At 62.4% G+C, this 19,391-nt stretch carries 15 protein-coding genes; 14 read left to right on the top strand and 1 reads right to left on the bottom strand.

The features are described 5' to 3' along the window. Positions 1-89: 89 nt before the first annotated feature. On the bottom strand, positions 90-1,094 hold the full coding sequence (locus tag LFT44_RS19230; protein WP_236800115.1) for an Lrp/AsnC family transcriptional regulator: 1,005 nt from the start codon (positions 1,092-1,094) through the stop codon (positions 90-92). A gap of 259 nt (positions 1,095-1,353) precedes the next feature. On the opposite strand from LFT44_RS19230, the gene LFT44_RS19225 reads away from it, so the two are divergent. The 14 genes from LFT44_RS19225 to LFT44_RS19160 all read left to right on the top strand — a co-directional run bounded on the left by LFT44_RS19225 (position 1,354) and on the right by LFT44_RS19160 (position 19,278). Then, positions 1,354-2,274 (top strand): polysaccharide deacetylase family protein, encoded by a 921-nt coding sequence (locus tag LFT44_RS19225; protein WP_236800114.1) that lies wholly within the window; start codon positions 1,354-1,356, stop codon positions 2,272-2,274. Continuing rightward, entirely contained in the window at positions 2,271-3,584 is a 1,314-nt protein-coding gene (locus tag LFT44_RS19220) for an MFS transporter (RefSeq protein ID WP_236800113.1), read from the top strand. Before LFT44_RS19225 ends, LFT44_RS19220 begins: the two co-directional genes overlap by 4 nt. Then, entirely contained in the window at positions 3,581-4,390 is an 810-nt protein-coding gene (locus LFT44_RS19215; RefSeq protein WP_236800112.1) for an SDR family NAD(P)-dependent oxidoreductase, read from the top strand. Before LFT44_RS19220 ends, LFT44_RS19215 begins: the two co-directional genes overlap by 4 nt. After that, positions 4,380-5,399, top strand: a complete 1,020-nt coding sequence (locus LFT44_RS19210; RefSeq protein WP_236800110.1) for a ketopantoate reductase family protein — start codon at positions 4,380-4,382, stop codon at positions 5,397-5,399. The genes LFT44_RS19215 and LFT44_RS19210 overlap by 11 nt, the downstream gene beginning before the upstream one ends. Next, positions 5,396-6,592, top strand: a complete 1,197-nt coding sequence (locus LFT44_RS19205; protein WP_236800107.1) for a M20 family metallopeptidase — start codon at positions 5,396-5,398, stop codon at positions 6,590-6,592. Before LFT44_RS19210 ends, LFT44_RS19205 begins: the two co-directional genes overlap by 4 nt. 94 nt (positions 6,593-6,686) lie before the next feature. Beyond that, on the top strand, positions 6,687-7,769 hold the full coding sequence (locus LFT44_RS19200) for an NADH:flavin oxidoreductase/NADH oxidase (protein ID WP_336885631.1): 1,083 nt from the start codon (positions 6,687-6,689) through the stop codon (positions 7,767-7,769). 135 nt (positions 7,770-7,904) lie between these two features. Further along, the gene (menC, locus tag LFT44_RS19195; RefSeq protein ID WP_236800103.1) at positions 7,905-9,053 is read left to right on the top strand and encodes an o-succinylbenzoate synthase; all 1,149 of its coding nucleotides are present in this window, start codon (positions 7,905-7,907) and stop codon (positions 9,051-9,053) included. A 1,214-nt stretch (positions 9,054-10,267) separates the two neighbouring features. Beyond that, a complete protein-coding gene (locus LFT44_RS19190) occupies positions 10,268-11,440 on the top strand; it encodes an FAD-dependent oxidoreductase (RefSeq protein WP_236800101.1) in 1,173 nt (390 codons plus the stop codon). Beyond that, the gene (torT, locus tag LFT44_RS19185; protein WP_236800100.1) at positions 11,437-12,588 is read left to right on the top strand and encodes a TMAO reductase system periplasmic protein TorT; all 1,152 of its coding nucleotides are present in this window, start codon (positions 11,437-11,439) and stop codon (positions 12,586-12,588) included. The genes LFT44_RS19190 and torT overlap by 4 nt, the downstream gene beginning before the upstream one ends. Positions 12,589-12,629: 41 nt before the next feature. Beyond that, entirely contained in the window at positions 12,630-14,243 is a 1,614-nt protein-coding gene (locus tag LFT44_RS19180) for an amidohydrolase (RefSeq protein ID WP_236800098.1), read from the top strand. Further along, positions 14,240-15,736 carry a sugar ABC transporter ATP-binding protein gene (locus LFT44_RS19175; protein ID WP_236800097.1) on the top strand — a complete coding sequence of 499 codons (1,497 nt, stop codon included), beginning with the start codon at positions 14,240-14,242 and terminating at the stop codon, positions 15,734-15,736. Before LFT44_RS19180 ends, LFT44_RS19175 begins: the two co-directional genes overlap by 4 nt. 32 nt (positions 15,737-15,768) lie before the next feature. Continuing rightward, on the top strand, positions 15,769-16,764 hold the full coding sequence (locus LFT44_RS19170) for an ABC transporter permease (RefSeq protein WP_236800096.1): 996 nt from the start codon (positions 15,769-15,771) through the stop codon (positions 16,762-16,764). 90 nt (positions 16,765-16,854) lie between these two features. Beyond that, complete coding sequence (locus tag LFT44_RS19165; RefSeq protein WP_236800094.1) at positions 16,855-17,454, top strand: helix-turn-helix domain-containing protein; 600 nt, start codon at positions 16,855-16,857, stop codon at positions 17,452-17,454. 342 nt (positions 17,455-17,796) lie between these two features. Further along, positions 17,797-19,278, top strand: coding sequence for an NAD-dependent succinate-semialdehyde dehydrogenase (locus tag LFT44_RS19160; protein ID WP_236800091.1), 1,482 nt, complete (start codon positions 17,797-17,799; stop codon positions 19,276-19,278). Positions 19,279-19,391: the final 113 nt, after the last annotated feature.

The following is a 19,391-nucleotide window of genomic DNA, read 5'->3' as shown; positions in this document are numbered from 1 at the left end:
TCGGCTGGCAACAATTGCGGTCGAAGGAAACCACTGCAACAGCAGTTGCTGTCTCCGGGGAGCCAGCCGAGCGTTTTGCTTTGAATGTGCTAGCGGCGGAGCAGTCCCTCCACCTGGTCCCCGATGAGGATCCCGTCCCTGTCCATCCAGTATCGGCGAAGCACGTTGAGGCCAACGCAGGTATCCATGGCCTGGATGCCCGGCAAAGCGCCGATGTCTTGGGTGATGAATGCGGCGAGTTCTTCCGGGCCGGTGAAGAGCCCATGGAAGACCACAGGCGCCTTACCGGTCACCATGGATACCATGCGGGCGGAGTCGTGGACTGAGAGCCGGTCCAGTACAGAACCGATGAACTTCGGCTTGACCTGCAGTGAGATCGCGGCGCTGAGGGGAAATCCGACAGCACTTGGTTCCACCTCGACCCGAGGTGAGATGGCCCCGGTTCCCAGCAGCATCTGGATGGCCCGGTAGACAGACGAGCTACTGGCGTCGACTGTTCGTGCGATTTCTGCGGCGGATGCCCGTGCATTCCGCCCCAGCTCCACCATGGTGCAAAATTCCACATCGGTCAGCTGCTCCATGGAATCGAGGGCGGGTAGGTTCACGGGCTCAACGTGGGCTTCCAAGGCCTCTGTCTGGCTAGGGGTCAGTCGTCTTAGTCGCCAGGATTGGCCTACGCGCCGCGAGTCCAGCACTAGGCGGCTCTCCACGGATTTAATTCCCTTGATGGAAGGAATCCGGTCGGTGACAAGGTGGTCGATATTGGAGCCGCGCAGCGGAAACAGGTCGGCGTAGATGTCCCCGGTTCCGGACGTGGTCATGACGAACTGGATCTCGGGAAATGCCTTTAGTTCCTCTGCTACCTGCGCGGCCCGGCCGGGAATACAGCGCACCCATAGCTGCTGGGGGTTTCCGGAGAGGATCAGAGGCCAGGCGAAGCGGCCGATTACCTTCATCAGCCGTTCGTTCTGCAGCCGGTTCAGTCTGCGGGTGATGGTGGTGGTGGGGACCCCCAGGATTTCGCCCAGGCTGTTGGCGGGAACCCGCGGCGCTAGCTGGAGGGCGGCGATGATGTCGAGGTCCGTCTGGTCCAAGAATGAAATGTCGATCTCCGCTGCTTGATATCTGACCTGGAAGTAGGACCAGCGTACCCGGCCGCCCGCTTAGATGCGGCAGATTACCCATTTTGCAATCAACTTTTGAACGAATTTTCCATTCTCTATTGCCTTCACGCATGATATGCCCTAAGTTCGAGCCTTGAGAGCTGCATCACTCTCCATGAGTTGCGTCATGGCGCGAGCTGGCCGGATGCCTGCTGCACCACCTGCACCTCGTATCTGAAAAGGAGCGCAAATGAACGACGCCCAGTCCTGGCAATGGACAGAATCCCAATGGCGCGGCCACGTGAACAAGGTTCGCGCTGGACAGCCCCTGACACACCCCGAATCCGCTCTGCGGTGGAAAGGCGGTGCGAAGGCCGCGGTTCTGCTGTCCTTCGACTCGGATCATGAAACCCCGTCCCTGCGCGACGGCGAAACCTCCCCTGGAAGGATGGCGCAGGGCGAGTACGGCGCCCGGGCCGGCGTTCCCCGGATCCTCGAGCTGCTCCGCCGCTACGAAGCTCCAGCCTCTTTTTACATTCCGGCGGTCTGCGCCCTGCTTCGCCCCGACGAGGTTCCCAATTACGTGGACCAGGGTCATGAAGTGGCGGTCCACGGATGGATCCATGAGCGCAACACCCTGCTGACGTATGAACAGGAATTGGACCTGCTCGGCCGGGCCGCGGACGTGCTGCACCGTCAATCAGGTACCCGCCCGGTCGGGATCCGGACTCCCTCCTGGGACTTCTCCGACTCCACTCTCGACGTTATCCGGGAGCTCGGGTTCCTTTATGACTCCTCGCTCATGGCGGACGACGAACCGTACGAACTGCTTGCCGACGGCGAACCGACCGGCATCGTTGAGATCCCCGTGGAATGGATTCGCGACGATGCCCCTTACTTGATGATGGACCGCTTTTCCGGGCTCCGCCCCCACATGCCGCCCCGGCAACTTCTCCAGATTTGGAAAGACGAATTCGATGTGGCCTACACAGAGGGCGGGGTCTTCCAACTCACCATGCACCCGCACATCATCGGGCACCGCTCCCGGATGCTCATCCTCGCGGAGCTGATGGAACACATCCGATCCCACGACGACATCTGGATCACCACCCACGCAGACCTGGCAACGCACGTAGCATCCCAACTCACCACGAGGACCACCGTCTCATGAGCGAACAAACGACCTTAGAACCAGTCCACGAAACCAAGCTCTCGCCGCGGGGGCGCAAGGCCATCATTGCCGGCGGCATCGGCAACGCCGTCGAATGGGTGGACTGGGCTGTCTACACTACCTTCTCCTCGGTCTTCGCCCACCACTTCTTCCCTAAGAGTGACCCCATCGCGGCTCTGTTGGCGACACTGGCTATCTTCGCCGTCGGCTTCGTCATGCGGCCCGTCGGCGCCGCGGTCATGGGCGCCTACGCTGACCGGCACGGACGTAAGAAGGGTCTGGTCCTCACCATCGGTCTGATGGCAGGGTCCACGGCCGTCATCGGCCTCGCCCCGACCTACGAAACTGTCGGGATCCTGTCGCCCATCATCCTGGTGGTCGCCCGGATGGTCCAGGGCTTTTCAGCTGGCGGCGAGTTCGGTTCCTCTTCTGCGTTCCTGGTTGAATCGGCGGCACCACGCCGCCGGGCCTTCGCTGGCTCCTGGCAGCAGGTGTCAGTCGGCGCCGGTGTCCTCCTGGCCTCCGGCATGGGTGCCATCATCACCTCAACCCTGTCCAAGGAAGCCCTGGACGGCTGGGGCTGGCGTCTGGCCTTCATCGTCGCCGCACTTCTAGGCCTTGTAGGACTCTGGCTGCGCTCCTCGGTGGAGGAAACCGACTCGTTTGTCAACGCCAAGGAACGCACTGAGGCTTCCGGGGAGAAGCGCCGCAACTCTGTGTTCACGATGTTCGTGAAGCACCCGGGGTCCACGCTTCGCGTCTTCGGCATCACCATCGCCGGAACTCTGCTCTACTACATGTGGGTGTCATACATGCCCACCTACGCCGCCGTGGCCACGGGCATTCCGCTCAGCCAGGCCCTGTTGGCCAACTTCATTGCCGTGGGCCTGTTCCTGGTCCTGCTGCCCTTCGCCGGGATCCTCTCGGATCGCATCGGCCGTAAGCCCACGATGACGGCGTTCGCCGCCGGCTTCCTGCTCTTCTCCTGGCCCGCCTTCGCCCTCCTGAACGGCAATTTCTGGATGCTTCTGCTCATCGAGGTCGTCGGCATCATCCTGCTGCTGGGGTACTCCGCTAACTGTGCCGTGATCATGGCCGAACAGTTCCCGGCGGAAGTCCGCGCGACCGGCATCGGACTGCCCTACGCCCTGGCAGTGGCGATCTTCGGTGGCACCGCCCCGTACCTGACCACGTGGATGAATGCCAGTGGACTCGGCCAGCTGGTCTGGCTGTACTGCGCCGTTGCTGCAGCTATCGGAGTTGCCGTTTACGCAACTATGCCCGAAACGAAGGGTAAGGCGCTGGATTGAGCCGCCACGCAGTTATTACAGGTGCCGGCAGCGGCATCGGGCTGCAGGTGGCCAAGCGGATGGCGGGGCTCGGCTTCCGGCTGAGCCTCGCGGACATCAACCCGGCGCCGCTGGCTGAGGCCGCGGATAGCTGTCGGGCAGCCGGTGCTGAGGAGGTGGCCGAGCTTGCTGTGGACCTGGCTTCCGACCGCGGCCCGGAGGCACTAATCGCCGGCGCGTGGGCCCTCGCTCCGGTAGATGTCCTGGTCAACTCGGCCGGAATTTACCCGGCCACGCCGTTCCTTGAGCTCGACGCAGGAACCTGGGATTCGGTGCTGAACCTCAACACAAGGGCACCGCTGCTCACCACCGTTGCCTTGGCCAAGCGGGCCGTTGCGGCCGGCCGGTCAGCCAGCGTGGTAAACATTTCCTCCGGCGCGGCCCTGCGGGCCCGCCCGGGCGCAGCACCGTACTCCACTTCCAAGGCCGCCTTGGAAATGACGACCCGCGCTTCGGCTCTGGAGCTGGGCCAGTACGGCATCCGGGTAAACGCGGTGGCGCCGGGATTTGTCACGGTGAACAGCAGCGTCAATCCGGTAACCGAGGAGTACGCCGCCGCCGTGTCCGGCAACCCTTTGGGGCGCCGGGGCGAACCCGATGACATCGCCCGTGCCGTCGTTTGGCTGTCGGGAGATGAAGCGGCGTGGATCACCGGAGAGACCCTCCGCGTGGACGGTGGCGCTTCCACCGGAGCCACAAACCTCCCGCTGCACTGGCCGGTCAGCGGCGCCGCCAGCGGCGAATTGAAAGGAAGCAATGCAAGATAGTCCATACACAGTAGTAGGCGCCGGTGCTATCGGTGGCACACTGGCCGCCCACCTTCATGCGCGGGGCGTCCCGGTCCAACTGATCGACGCCGACGCTGCCCACGTGGCTGCGATACGACGCAAGGGCCTGCAACTGCAGACGCCCGCGGGAGCTACGGTTTCCGAACTGCCGGTATATGGCCTCGACGACGCTCCGGCGGAACTGGGGCGTGTCCTGCTGGCGGTCAAGGCTCAGGCGACAGCCGCCGCCGCTGCCTGGATCGCTCCGCGGCTGGCCCCGGACGGCTATATCGCGTCCATGCAGAACGGGCTCAACGAGGCAACGATTGCCGAGCACGTCGGGGCCGACCGGACTGTAATTGCTTTCGTGGACTTGTTCGCTGACGTGCTGGAGCCCGGCGTCATCAAGGACGGCGGCAGCGGCGCGATGGCACTCGGTGAATACGCCGGTGGTACCAGCGACAGGGTCCGGCAGTTGGCCCAAGACCTCAGCCACTGGGGAAACCCGACCGTCACCGACAACGTGGCCGGGTTCCTCTGGTCCAAGCTTGGCTTCGGCGCCATGCTGACCGCAACTGCCCTGGCCGACGCCGATATGAGCGTCCTGATTGACCGGCACCGGCCGGCGATGAATGGCCTGGCCGCCGAAGTCTTCGACGTTGCAGCGGCCGAAGGCATCCGGCTCGAGGGCTTCGACGCCTTCGACCCCGCCAGCTACGTGCGCGGTGCCGCCCCGGAGCGCAACGCCTCCGCCACGGATGATCTCGTCAAGTGGCTTTCCACCCAGACCAAGACGCGCTCCGGGATCTGGCGCGACATCGCCGTCCGGAAGCGGCCGACAGAGGTACCGAGCCAGTATGAGCCGGTGATCGAAATCGCGGCCAAGCATGGACTGAAGCTGCCCCTTGTGGAGGAGCTTGTCGCCCTGATCAAGCAACTCGAATCACAGTCAATTGCGATGGGCGAGGAACATCTCGACGCCCTCGATAGAAAGGCCATAGACCGATGAGCACCCTTGAGGACCTGCAGACCTGGGTCGGCCAGAAACGGTCAGACATGGTCGGAGACCTGACGGCCTACGTTTCGCAAGAAACGCCGTCGGACGATAAGGCGCTCCTGCAGTCAGGACTGGGGTGGGTGGAAAGCTGGGTGCAGAGCCGCATCGGTGCCCCGGCATCCCGTCGGAGGGTTGACGGCGGCGAATGGGGTGACACCCTCGTGCTGGACTATCCCTCGGAAACCGGGGCAGGGGGCTGGATCACGGCCTTGTGCCACTACGACACCGTGTGGTCGGCCGGCACGCTCCAGAACTGGCAGCCCACGGTTGACGGGGACCGCTTTACCGGGCCCGGCGCCTTCGATATGAAGGCCGGCTTGGTGCAGCTGGTCTGGGCGGTCAAGGCCGCACAGGAACTGGGGCTGCCCCGACCGCACCTGCGCCTGGTACTCAACGGGGATGAGGAAGTTGGCAGTCCGGCCTCGCGGCCGGTCATCGAGGCGGAAACGATTCGGGGCGATGCCGTGCTGGTGTTCGAGGCCAGCGCTGGAGGAGCATTGAAGACCGCCCGAAAGGGTGTCGGTATCTTCCAGGTCCATGTCACCGGGCAGGAAGCCCACGCCGGACTGGACCCCGAGGTGGGGGCCAGCGCCATCGACGAAATAGCCCGCGTGATCATTGAACTGCACGGTAAGACCGACGTGGCCAAGGGCACCACGGTCAACGTTGGGCTAGTGCGCGGAGGGACCCGGACCAATGTCAAGGCCGGGTCCGCTAGTGCTGAAGTCGACGTCAGGGTTTCCTCGGAAACCGAGGCACGACGCATCGACGAGGCCCTCGACGGTCTCAACGTGCAGAACACCAACGCCTCGCTCAGGGTCAGCGGGGAATGGAACCGACCGGTCATGACCCGATCCGAGCAGACGGCACGGCTTTTCGCCGAAGCAGAACAGGTTGCCGAGCGGCTCGGTTTTGCCCTGGCGGAGACCTCCGTGGGAGGGGCCAGTGACGGCAACTTCGCAGCCGCGCTCGGCCTGCCGGTCCTGGACGGGCTCGGCGCGGTCGGTGACGGTGCCCATGCCCGGAACGAATGGATAAGTATCGCGGGAATGCTTGAGCGCACCTGCCTTGCCGCCGGCCTGCTCGCTTCCTTGGCGCAGTCTTCGCAGGGCAGCCGCCTCAACGCAGCGACCGTCTCCAGGTAGCCCCACGGCTGCCGCCGGTTCCGCGGAACTGGCGGCAGCCTCACGCACCAGTACAAGTGCCAACGCAAGCGTTGGCGAAGACACCATTGAATGAATGGATCGAATGGATCGCGGAAGACTTGCGGAACCGTTGACGTTGCGCGGACTTGAAATCTCCAACCGGCTTTGGATGTCGCCGATGTGCCAGTACTCGGCGGGCGCAGTCGGCGTTCCCACGAACTGGCATATGGTTCACTGTGGCTCCCGGGCCGTGGGCGGCGCCGGGTTGATCATGGTCGAGTCCACGGCCGTCGGGCCAAGGCACAGGACAACGGCCCGGGACCTCGGCCTCTGGGATGCTGCGCAGGTCGATGCCCACAAGGTCCTCGCAACCCAGATCAAGTCCTTAGGCTCCCTCGCCGGAGTGCAGCTCAACAGCGCCGGCCGCAAGAGCTCCCATATGGTGCCCGGGGTCCAGGGCGGGCAGAACAGCGCCGTTTCCGTCGAGGACGGGGGATGGGTGCCGCTGGCGCCCTCGGCCAGGCCGTTCGGGAACCTGACGGTACCCACCGAAATGACCGCCGCGGACCTTGACGACACTGTCGATGCATTTTCGGCAGCTGCCCGGAATGCCCACGACGCAGGTTACGATCTCGTGGAGGTGCACGCTGCACACGGGTACCTTCTGCACCAGTTTCTCTCCCCGGTTTCAAACGGCCGCGATGACGAACATGGCGGCTCGCTGGAGAACCGGATGAGGTTTCCGCTCCGGGTATGCCAGGCTGTCCGCAATGCCTTCCCGCAGAACAAGCCCGTCTTCGTCCGGCTGACGGCGACCGACTGGATTGAAGGCGGCATCACGCTGGACGAAGCCACGGTGTTCGCACAGCGGCTGGCTGGACTGGGAATCGACCTGCTCGACGTCACCTCCGGCGCCTTGGCCCCGGATGCTCCGCCCCCAAACAAACCGTGCCTTAACCTAAAATTCGCCGAAGTGCTGAAGGAAGCCACCGGAATTGCCGTCGCACCGGTGGGTCAACTTTCCGACCCTGAGCTTCTGGCGAATATCTCGGGATTTTCCACGGTAGACGCGGTGATAGTCGGCCGCGCTCTCCTTCGCGATCCCTACTTCGCCCTCCGGCTGACGACCGCGCAGGCGAAGGACCACTGGCCCCGCCAGTACCACCGGGCCCTGTAGCAGCAGTGGCGTGCCCTCCATCAGCGCAGGCCTGAAAGTAATGCAGCCTGCTGCAAGGAGGATTTAGGAGCCCAAGGCCAGAGGGCCTCCCTCACACCATCGATGTGAGGCCATTACCTTTTTGAAAGGAACCTGATGCGCATCATCGAGGTCAAACTACACAATGTCCGGCTTCCCATCGTCCGGCCATTCACCACTTCATTCGGAACGCAGACTGTGCGGTCGGCCATTATCGTCGAGGTACGCGCGGAGGCCGCTAACTCGACCGGCAGCCCTACGGAAGTCATCGGATGGGGTGAATGCGTGGCCCTCGCCGATCCGCTCTACTCGCCCGAGTACACTGAAGGCGCGCGACAGATGATGATCCGTTACCTGCTGCCCGCGCTGTTCAACTACCAGGCTCGGCACGGCGTCGTGACAGCCGAAACGGTCGGCCATTCCCTGCGGGCGATCGTAGGACACCAAATGGCAAAATCTGCTCTGGAAATGGCCGTGCTCGATGCCCAGCTCCGCGCCCGCGGTGAATCGTTCGGCCAATACCTCGGCGCTACCGTCGACCGGGTCCCGTCAGGAGTGTCGGTAGGAATTCAGAACTCCATCCCGGAACTCCTCGACACCGTCGCCGAGTACGTCGAGGACGGATACCAGCGCATCAAGCTTAAGATCCAGCCCGGCTGGGACATCGAACCCGTCGCTGCAGTGCGTGAGCATTTCGGTCCGAACCTGCTGCTTCAGGTGGACGCCAATGCCGCGTTCACCTTGGCGGACGCGGTGCTCCTGCGAAAACTGGACGCCTTCGACCTGCTGCTTATCGAGCAACCACTCGGCGAGGCTGATCTGCGCCAGCACGCCGAATTAGCTGCCCTGATGTCCACGCCGATGTGCTTGGACGAATCCATTTCTTCCGCCGAAACAGCGATGGATGCCATCGCCATAAAGTCGGCCGCGGTGATCAACATCAAACCCGGCCGCGTGGGCGGGTACCTGGAAGCGCGTCGAATCCACGACATAGCCCGGGCCAGCGGCGTAGCCGTTTGGTGCGGAGGAATGCTCGAAACCGGGTTGGGAAGAGCGGCGAACGCAGCGCTGTCCGCTCTGCCGGGATTCACATTGCCCGGGGACATCTCCGCTTCCAGCCGGTACTACGAGACTGATCTGACAGAACCGTTTGTCCTCGACAACGGCTACATCAACGTCCCTACCGGTCCGGGACTCGGCGTCGAGCCCATTCCCGAAATTTTGCGGCAACTGACTACCGACCTCTACACGCTAGCTGCCGCATGACGGCCAGCTACCCGATCCCGACCGGCGAAACGATCGGGCCTTCTCAGGCATCTGAAGCCACAATAGGCTCCGGTCCATCTCTGCCCGACGACGGCGGGGCTAAACGCGAGGAAGACGGTCCGGACGATTTAGAACCCGGAGCATGGCGGGCCGGGTCCGGTACGTGAGGAGTCACAGTGTGTGCTCATTCTACGGTAACTGGGTTTTCCTTCAGTCACCCCGCCAAGCCAGAGCACCTCTCTTACGGCGTGGTCTTGACTGCTTCCTTGAGTTTCAGTGGAGCGGAGAGCTTCCATGCACCGGAACTTTCATCATGGGGGTGGAGATGGTTGCCCGGGACAGCGGGCAAGCGCGCCACTGCTGCATTGAGTTCAGGGACGTTAAGCCAACGGGAATCTTGACCTACGATTTCCGTGGGCATTGGCAAGTCAATCATGAGGCGGCAGGCCTCACGGCGAGGGCAAATCTCGTCGGGGAACGGTTTCCCTCCTGGTCTTTCCAGGATTGGACGCCCGATGGGGTCTTCTCTGCATCCGCCATCCATAACGGGGCAACGACCGGCTGCGATGTAGTTGTGTCCGAGGGCAGTGTGGTCGTCGATGAGGGGTCTGACCGCTTCTACCTGCAGGTCTGTTGAACGAAACGACGTCAGCATCTGAGGGTGGATCCCGGTGTCGGAAATAAGAAAGTCAATATCAGCCAGATCTGCGTGTTGGCAGTTAGTAGTGGATGTTTCGAATTCCCACGCGTCGCAGCAGCAGTCCAATCGTTGGTTTCCGATCAAGATGGAATCCCCATCATCCAATACGATCCCAGCACGTTGAGGCTCACACGCGTGGCCACGGCCGAGATGCCTGGAAGGGGCCGCCGTGGATTACATGAGTTGGATAGCCGCGGCCCAGCGAGGTGATCCACGAAAACCTGCCCCCATGCCGACGCAGGCATCTTGCAGCCATCGGTGTCGGGCGCCTCTGTCCAGCAATGCCCCGAGTGGTCATCCAGCTCTAATCGGCACCCAAGGTTTTCCTCCGGAAGCTCCGGCCGAGCCGGTTCTGCTGTGCGCCATAGGCCACTTGCATGCAGAAACCAGCACGTAAGTTAAAAAACTTTGATCTGATCTAAGAAAAGTATTGAGTGTCACAGTTTTTGTGATTAGCATCTCCAAGGGATCTGAATTGCAGATCCAGACGTGGGATGGCAAAGGAGCCACTTAGATGCATATCGAAATCGCGGGTGCGGGTCTGGCTGGGCTGACCGCAGCGGCAGCATTCGGCCAAGCCGGGTGTTCGGTCCGGGTTCACGAAAAGGGGTCCATCCTCCGGGAGATCGGGGCTGGGATCTACCTGTGGGAGAACGGGCTCAGGGCACTGGAAGCCATTGGGGCTTACGAGGAAGTCGTTTCCCGAGCCGAAAAGGTTGAGGTTCCGTTCCTGCGAGACCATGATGGCAGTACCCTCCAGGACGAGTGGCTGCGGAACCACCGGCTCTACACTGTCGGCCGGCGGCACCTTTACCAGAGTCTTCTGAACGCGGCACGTCGACAGGGCGTGGAGATCGTTACCGACTCACCGGTCATCGGTGCCACGCCGAACGGGACGCTGATAACGGCCGCCGGCCAGGAGTGCCCGGCTGACCTTGCCATCGGTGCCGACGGTGTGTTCTCCAAGGTCCGGGATTCGCTCGGTCTTCGCCAGAAACTTGTGGATCTGCGTGACGGCGGTGGACGGCATCTCATCCCGCGAACGGGCGACGATCCGGTGCATCAGACCATCGAGCAGTGGAACGGCGGACGCCGCATCGGCATCATCCCCTGCTCACCGGACGAAACGTACGTTTTTCTCTGCTGCCCCGCAAATGATGTAGAGGGCCGAGAACAGAATCCCTTCAACGCTGCCACGTGGATCGAAACCTTCCCGGAGTTCCGCTCCCAGTTGGAGCGGATCCCTTTCGATACCGAAGGTCGCTGGGCGCCCTTCCACGACGTACACGTCACTCAGTGGTACAGCGGCCGGACGGCACTGGTGGGGGACGCCGCCCATGCCATGTCCCCGAACCTGGGCCAGGCCGCCTGTGTTGCGATGACCAATGCCGTTGCCCTGGCGATTTCGGTCACAAACAGCAGCAGCATCGATTTCGCCCTTAAGTCGTGGCAGGAAGGCCAGCGCGAAATGAGTGAAGGAGTCCAGCGCTACTCCCGCGTCTATGGCAAGGTCGGCACCATGTGGCCCAAGGGTTTCTTGAACGCACGGTCCGCCCTGGTCAGGAAGCTCACAGCCTCCAGGAAGGTGCAGGGATCCATCAACTTCGCGGCCGAACGTTTTCCCGTTGGGCAGATCAAGCGCATTGATACCGGGTCCGCCGTCCTCCGGACGGACGTGCTCGCATGAAAAAGACCCAGAAATTGAAGATTGTTGCCCTGGCCTCCGCCGGTCTCCTTTTGCTCTCCGGATGCGCTTCGGCAGGTGCCGAGGCCGGGTCGGTCACCGGCGAGTCCTGGTCAGTTCCGGCGCTGCTGACGAACTGCAACTCTCCACAAGTCGACCCCCGTGGCTGTACAGGACCGAACACACCCGGGTCATACACATCCCTGAGCCGGGGTGAGACCACCAAACCCTGGCGTATCTGCTCGGTGCTGCCCCACCTGAAGGACCCTACCTGGGTGGGCATGAACTATGGCCAGGCCTCCCAAGCCCGCCAGCTGGGCGTCTCCCTGACCACCAGGGATGCAGGGGGTTATGAAAACGTCGCCCAACAGGTGACGCAGGTGGAAGACTGTGTCAGCTCCGGCGCGAATGCCGTGCTGTTGAGCGCCGTGAGCAACGAGTCGCTCAACCCTGCCATCACCAAGGCCAAAGCCAAAGGTGTCGCGGTGGTCGACGTCGGCAACGGGGTCTCCTCCGCCGAGGTAGATGCCCGCGTCCTGCAGGATTACGTCGACATGGGCAAGATGATCGGCACTCACCTGGCATCACTAAAGAAACCGATGAAAGTGGCGCTCCTGCCGGGACCCGCCGGCGCCGGCTGGACCGAGCGGTCCCGGAAGGGCTTCGAGGCAGCCATCGCAGGATCCGCCGTCAAGATCGTGGATGTCAAGTACGGAGACACCGGCAAAGAGGTCCAGCTGAAGCTCGTGGAGGACACACTGTCCGCCAATCCCGACATCAATGCAATCGTCGGCACGGCCATCACCATGGAAGTCGCCGCGAACCTGCTGGCCGAGCAGGGCAAAGCGGACAACATCGGCTTGTACGGCACATATGTCACCCCGCAGGCAGTTGAACTCATCAAGCGCGGGCAGGCGAAATGCGCCCCATCGGAACAATCCAGCCAGATCGGCAAAATCTCCGTGGACCTCGCCGTGCGGACATTGGAGCAGAAACCATTGGACAAAGAAATTCAGCGCTACGCCCCGGAGCCCCTCCTGATCTGCGGGCCCAAGGAAGACGGTTACGACAACACCGCGAAGTTCGATCCGACCGGCAGCTTCGCACCTCAGGGATGGTCACCTGCCTTCAATGTTGAAGCGGGCAAGTAATGGGTGAACCTACCTTTGCGCTGACCGGCAACGTCGTCACCATGACCGCGGCGCCCAACGCACGCGCCGTCTATGTGGAAAACGGCAAAATTGCCGGAGTGGGTGACGACGCATATGCCGACAGGCTAAAGCGGGACGGGATCCCTGTCCACGACCTGAGTGGGCGGACGATTCTTCCGGGCTTCATTGATCCTCACGTTCATTTCGCCCAGTACGCGGCCGGAACTCACAGGGGGATAGATTGCCGCGTGCCCGCGTGCAAAACCATCTCGGACGTCCTCGATGCCCTGCGGACGGGGCTGAACGCAGGCCGCACGGTAGGTGACTGGCTCATCGGTTACGGCAACTTGTTCTTCGATCAAAAAATCGCCGAACGCAGGCTGCCCACCCGCATGGAATTGGACTCTGTGAGCAGGACGACTCCCATTGTCCTGCACTGCGGCGGCCACGTGTCTGTACTTAACACCCCTGCCCTGGCCCTGGCCGGGGTCGAACGCTTCATCACCGGTGGGGAGGGCCTGTGGGGCAGCCCCGTTGTCCACCTTGATGACGCCGGCGAGCCCACCGGGGTCGTCGCCGAGATTGACGGTCTTCTGCCCATTCCGGAAAGCAGCATTGAGGAGCTGACACGCTTTTATTCGGCTACGTTCCACAGCGACTTCCTCGCGTATGGCGTTACCTCGATCGGAGAAATGGTTGAATCAGCACGCAACGTGGAGGCGTTGGACGCCGCGGTCTCTGACGGCGGCCTAAACGGGCGGATTGCGCTCTACGCAATGGCACCGTCGCTGCTCCCGGTTGCGGCGGCATGCGACTGGGTCGCCGGATTTTCGTCGCGCAGCGGGCCAGAGCGTATCTGGGCCCGGGGAATCAAGGTGTTCGCGGACGGTGGATATTCCGCACGGAATGCCGCCAGCTTGGACGACTACTCCAGGGACCACAGTCCCCGGACCGGTTACAGGGGAAAACTTAATCTCTCGCGCGGGGCTCTGATGGAAACCATCCGGATTGCGCGTCAGAAGGACGCGCAGATCGCGATCCACGCAAACGGCACCAGGGCACAGCGTGAAGCGATCGAGGCTATTTTGGCCGTCGGCGACGCCCACGGCTACCCTTCAGTGCGTATCGAGCATCTGGGCAACGTGCTGGACTCGGTGGACGAGATTGCATCTTGGCGGGCGGCCAACGTGATTCCCGTGATGCAGCCGGGTTTCCTGCATAACTTTATTGGTGACTATGTGCCCATGCTTTTCCCAGCGACGGGCAGCACCGGAAGGCTCCCGCTGCGGACTGTTCTGCACGAGGGAATTTCACCTGTCATCAGCTCGGATATCACCCTTGGCGGAGAGTCGGGAGCGACGAACCCACTGCACACCATTTGGTCGGCTGTGTCCCGGAGAAGCTACTGGGGGAACCACGTCGAACCGGAAGAATCGATCTCGGTAGCGCAAGCTCTCAGGCTGCATACCATCGAGGCGGCGAAAGCCATCGGGCTCGACCAGGTCGCCGGTTCGCTGGAGCCTGGAAAGGCCGCGGACATCGTGGTTCTGGACAGGGACCCCCACACCGTTTCGGAAGCAGAGTTGAGGGACATCCGTGTGGAACGCACCTATGTCAATGGAGTTTTGGCGTATTCCGGCGGTGACGAAGCATGACCGCCAACGCATTAGTTGCTATCCGTAATGTGAGCAAAAAGTTTGCCGGTGTGACGGCGCTCAGCGACGTCTCCTTCGAGATTAAGCGCGGCGAAATCCATGCCCTCATGGGCGAGAACGGCGCAGGCAAATCGACCCTGATCAAGATTCTCTGCGGAGTGCACAAGGCTACGACTGGATCAATAGCGCTTGACGGCAGCGAGACAGTATTCGACGCCCCCCAGGACGCAGAGGAGGGCGGCATCCGGACGGTGTTCCAGGAACTGAACATCGTTCCGCAGCTTTCGGTAGCCGAGAACATCTCCCTGGGCTCGCTGCCCCTCAAATCAGGCCTGGTTGACCGAAGGACAATGCTCGAGCGCGCCGCCAGCGCCCTCGCAGGGTTGGGGGCAGACTTGCCGCTGGAAGCACGTGCAGGTGATCTGCCTCGTTCCTCGCAGCAGCTGATCGAGATCGCCCGGGCCTTGATGGGTGAGGCACGACTCCTGATTCTGGATGAACCCACAGCTTCGCTTGGCGAGAACGAGAGCCGGCAGCTCTTGGACATTGTGAGCGGCCTCGCACGGCGAGGTGTCGCTATTCTCTATGTCACGCACCGCATGCACGAAGTGGAAGCAATTGCAGACCGCGTCTCGGTTCTCAGAGACGGAAAGTTCATCGAGACTCTCAATGCCCCGATGGACGAAGCCATCATCGTTGAAAAGATGATCGGCCGCCCTGCGAGCTCGCTCTACCAGCACTCCAAACGGGAACCCGGCCGTGAGCTCCTTGTGGTTTCCGGGCTTGGCAGCGCAACCTTGCGCGATGTTTCCATGAATGTGCGCGCCGGTGAAGTCGTCGGAATAGCCGGCTTACTCGGGTGCGGAAAGTCTGACCTGGCCCGCGCCTGCTTCGGATTGCATCCGTTCCAGGACGGCGTCATTCAGCTTGAGGGTGATCAGGTTCCCAAACCGACGCCGGCAGGAATGCTGGAGCGTGGCCTTGTCTACTATCCTTCAGACCGGCGGAACGAAGGCCTCATTTTGGGGCGCCCGCTCTTCGAATCGATGACCATGGGTTCGCACCGGTCCGCGCGGATCACACGGAAAGGTTTCCTGAGGGGTCAGAAGGAACTGGAACTGGCGCACGGCATCGCCCAGGAGCTGGATCTGCGGCCCATGGAGCTTGACCGGACGTCCGCGAAGTTCTCGGGTGGCAACCAACAAAAAGCCGTTCTGGCCAGGGGGCGGCTGCGCCCGGCCAAAATTCACCTGTTCGATGAACCGACGGTGGGGATCGACGTTGGAGCCAAAGCAGATGTTTACCGGCTGATCGACAGCTATGCCGATGCCGGCCATGGCGTGGTGGTGGTCTCCTCCGACCTGACCGAGATCATCGGCATCAGCGACAGGGTTTACGTCATGCGCGAAGGCCGCATCGCCGCCCATCTGACTGGCTCCGACATCACCGAAGAAAACATCGCCAGGTCATTCTTTGCCGCAGTCTCGGCGTGACATCCCTTCCCATCTCTTTAGGAGACAAACCTTTGACGACAACACTTAGTCCAGAACGCGCAGCAGCTCCGGCCAGCACCCGGCGCAGCCTGCAGTTCATGTTGACCACCGGCCTGCTGCCCGCCTTGTTGATCCTGATGTGCGTTGGTTTTGCCATCGTAGAACCGCGCTTTGTGGACGGATCGAACCTGCTCAACGTTGCCCGCCAGTCCGTTTTCCTGCTCCTCATCGCCATGGGGCAAATGATCGTCCTGATCAACGCCCAGCTCGATTTGTCCGTCGGTGCAACTGTCGCACTGACGAGTGTCGTGGTTGCCTCCGTGACTGCGGCAAGCTCCGGCGGACCGGAAAGTGTCCTGCTGGGACTGGGAGCCGGGCTCCTTCTCGGCGTCATGATTGGATTGGTGAACGGTTGCATCGTGGCTTTCTGGAAGGTTCCGTCCTTCATGGCCACGCTGGGTTCCACCTCTGTGCTGACCGGCCTGGCCCTGATTATTTCCAAGGGAGCTCCCATCATCGGGCTTCCGATGATCTTTTCCGACGTGCTGGCCACCTCCTCCGTTCTGGGGATTCCGGTTCCGGTTCTGATCGGCGTCGTTGTCGCCATCGGAATGGGCGTCTTTATGTCCCGCACCGTGCCGGGACGCAACATGTACGCCGTTGGAGGCAACCGGGCTGCGGCGCTGGTGGCGGGAGTCAACGTGAAGAAAACGATCATACTCGCCTTCGTACTGTGTTCCGGCCTCGCTTCACTGGCTGGCATCCTCCTCACTGCACGCGTGGGCTCGGGAGAAGCATCGCTGGGGGCAAGCTTCGTGATGCTGTCGATAGCCGCTGCCGTGCTCGGCGGGACTTCGCTTTTCGGCGGTGAAGGGGTCCTGTGGCGTGTCGTACTCGGTGTTCTCTTCCTTGGCGTGTTGAGTAACGGCATGAATTTGCTCCACGTCTCCAGCTACATCCAGGAACTTGTCATTGGCATGGTCCTGATCGCCGCGGTAGCCGCCGAAAGGCTTAAAGGAGCGGCCTGAAGCCGCTCTCCGTTCCACAACCATCCCCACTGATATGGTCGTGTACCAGCCATTATCGGGCAGGCATAAATCGGCGAAGGAGTAATCGTCATGGAAGACGCGGAGCCTACGGTCGACCCCGGAGGCACTCCCGCCGCCACGTCCCCTGGTCCCAGTATCCGCAGAATCCGCCGGTCCAAGGACGTGACCCTTCTCGAGCTGGCGAATCAGACTGGGCTATCCGAAGGGTTTATCTCCCAGATCGAACGGCAAAAGGCCAATCCTTCATTCTCGTCCCTGTTGCGGATAGCGGGGGCGCTGAATGTTCCCATGTCGCTGTTGCTCGCCGAATCTGACGAAACGAATTTGGCGGCCAACGCCGCTCCCCGGGAGCTCGTGAAGCACCCGTCCGGCGTTTACCGGGACCGGCTCGTCACTCCTGCGAACGCGAAAACGATCCAGGTCATCGAAGCGGTGCTGGAGCCTGGCGAGGGCTCACGTGTGGCGCCATACGCGCACCCGGATGAAGAAGAATGCCTCGTCATGCTCGACGGGCAACTCGAGCTCCAATCGGGGGAAACGGTCTACAACCTGCAGGCAGGCGAATCCGTCCTGATCGACCCCGGAACGCCACATTCCTACCGGAACCCGGGGTCGGTGCCGGCACGCTGGCTCTGGATCTCGGCAACACAGGCTGCCCACCGGCACTAGATTGTCGCGAGTTTCCCGTTCCCCCCACCAAACTTTGTGCCTGACATGTGGGACTGCTGCGGGTTGCGGTGGTTCTCGCCGAGACGGGATCTTTCCGTCACCGCTGGCGGGCGCGTGCCGCGGTGGACCAGGCTCGGGATAGGGCTCGCACTTACGGAGTGCCGGCAAAAAGCTGACGTTTGGTTCTGCTGAAGGCCCCAGCGAAATGGTCCTTCGGCCGGGCAGGATCGCCACCGGGTCCAGCAGGAACCCGCAAATACAGCCTGCCCTCATCTCGGCGTCGGGTCTTATTACCGAAACACTGTGCCCAGCGGCGCCACTAAGGATCCATTAAGGAGAAATATGTCTAAAGCTTTAGAACGTGAGAACGAGGTATTGTCGGCTGTCCCCACTGGCCTGCTGATCAATGGCGAATGGCGTCCGGCGGCCCTGGGTGAGACCTTTGAGGTTGAGGACCCCGCCAGTGGCAAGATCCTCCTGAACATCGCAGATGCCGGAGTGGAGGACGGCATGGCGGCGCTTGACGCGGCTGCGGCTGCGCAGGAGTCCTGGGCAAGGGTCCCGCCGCGTGAGCGCGGCGAGATCCTGCGCCGCGCATTTGAGCTGGTCACGGAACGTGCCGACGATTTTGCGCTGCTGATGACCATGGAAATGGGCAAGCCATTGGCAGAAGCCCGGGGTGAGGTGACTTATGGTGCGGAGTTCCTGCGCTGGTTTTCCGAGGAAGCCGTCCGCGCGTTCGGCCGCTATTCGGTCTCCCCGGATGGCAAGTCCCGGCTGCTGGTCGCTAAGAAGCCGGTGGGCCCGTGCTTGCTGATCACCCCGTGGAATTTTCCGCTGGCCATGGCCACCCGGAAGATCGCCCCGGCCATAGCTGCTGGCTGCACCATGGTGCTCAAACCAGCCAAGCTTACGCCGCTCTCGTCCCAGTTGTTGGCGGCCGTGATGATGGAGGCCGGCCTGCCCGCCGGTGTCCTGAACGTCATCCCATCCTCGACTGCCGGAGCTACCACGGGGCCGCTGATTAGGGATTCCCGCCTGCGCAAGCTTTCCTTCACCGGTTCCACCGAGGTGGGCCGCAGACTGCTCTCGGATGCCTCCGAAAACGTCCTGCGCACCTCCATGGAGCTGGGCGGCAACGCCCCGTTCCTGGTGTTCGAGGACGCCGACCTGGACGCCGCCGTCACCGGCGCCATGCTCGCGAAGCTGCGGAACATGGGCGAGGCCTGCACCGCTGCCAACCGCTTCATCGTCCACGAATCGGTGGCCGGCGAGTTCGCAGAGAAGTTCGCTGCGAAGATGAAGGACATGACCACCGCCCGCGGTACCGAGCCCGAGTCCAAGGTAGGCCCGCTGATCGATGCCAAGAGCCGGGACAAGGTCCACGAGCTGGTGTCCGACGCCGTAGCATCCGGCGCCAAGGCAGTCCTGGGCGGCGGCCCGGTGGAGGGGCCCGGCTACTTCTACCAGCCCACCATCCTGTCCGGCGTCACCGAAGGCACCCGTATCCTCTCGGAGGAGATTTTCGGTCCCGTCGCCCCCATCATCACCTTCTCCACAGAAGACGAGGCCGTGCGGCTGGCCAACAAAACCGAGTACGGGCTGGTGGCCTACGTCTTCACCAAGGACATCAACCGCGGCATCCGAATGGGCGAACGCCTCGAAACCGGCATGCTCGGTCTGAACGCCGGCGTCATTTCCAACGCCGCAGCTCCCTTCGGCGGCGTCAAGCAGTCCGGGCTGGGACGCGAAGGCGGCCTCGAAGGCATCGAGGAATACCTCTACACCCAGTACATCGGCATCGCCGACCCCAGCGTGGGCTAACCGGTACGTCCCGCCAACCAATGGATTGAGCAAAGACGAATGCCCTCGTAAGCGGTTGCCTTCACTGCCGCGTTGCCCGCCTGTTTGCGGATTTTGTGCGGGGTGCATCCATA

Source organism: Arthrobacter sp. FW306-05-C (assembly GCF_021801725.1).
GTDB lineage: Bacteria > Actinomycetota > Actinomycetes > Actinomycetales > Micrococcaceae > Arthrobacter.
This window is presented reverse-complemented; position numbering and strand designations above follow the sequence as displayed.

Bases quoted from the DNA above. Each gene is read 5' to 3' on its own strand.
- LFT44_RS19225 (WP_236800114.1), top strand. From the start codon at position 1,354: ATGAACGACGCCCAGTCCTGGCAATGGACAGAATCCCAATGGCGCGGC.
- LFT44_RS19220 (WP_236800113.1), top strand. From the start codon at position 2,271: ATGAGCGAACAAACGACCTTAGAACCAGTCCACGAAACCAAGCTCTCG.
- LFT44_RS19210 (WP_236800110.1), top strand. From the start codon at position 4,380: ATGCAAGATAGTCCATACACAGTAGTAGGCGCCGGTGCTATCGGTGGC.
- LFT44_RS19205 (WP_236800107.1), top strand. From the start codon at position 5,396: ATGAGCACCCTTGAGGACCTGCAGACCTGGGTCGGCCAGAAACGGTCA.
- LFT44_RS19200 (WP_336885631.1), top strand. From the start codon at position 6,687: ATGGATCGAATGGATCGCGGAAGACTTGCGGAACCGTTGACGTTGCGC.
- menC (WP_236800103.1), top strand. From the start codon at position 7,905: ATGCGCATCATCGAGGTCAAACTACACAATGTCCGGCTTCCCATCGTC.
- LFT44_RS19190 (WP_236800101.1), top strand. From the start codon at position 10,268: ATGCATATCGAAATCGCGGGTGCGGGTCTGGCTGGGCTGACCGCAGCG.
- torT (WP_236800100.1), top strand. From the start codon at position 11,437: ATGAAAAAGACCCAGAAATTGAAGATTGTTGCCCTGGCCTCCGCCGGT.
- LFT44_RS19180 (WP_236800098.1), top strand. From the start codon at position 12,630: ATGACCGCGGCGCCCAACGCACGCGCCGTCTATGTGGAAAACGGCAAA.
- LFT44_RS19175 (WP_236800097.1), top strand. From the start codon at position 14,240: ATGACCGCCAACGCATTAGTTGCTATCCGTAATGTGAGCAAAAAGTTT.
- LFT44_RS19165 (WP_236800094.1), top strand. From the start codon at position 16,855: ATGGAAGACGCGGAGCCTACGGTCGACCCCGGAGGCACTCCCGCCGCC.
- LFT44_RS19160 (WP_236800091.1), top strand. From the start codon at position 17,797: ATGTCTAAAGCTTTAGAACGTGAGAACGAGGTATTGTCGGCTGTCCCC.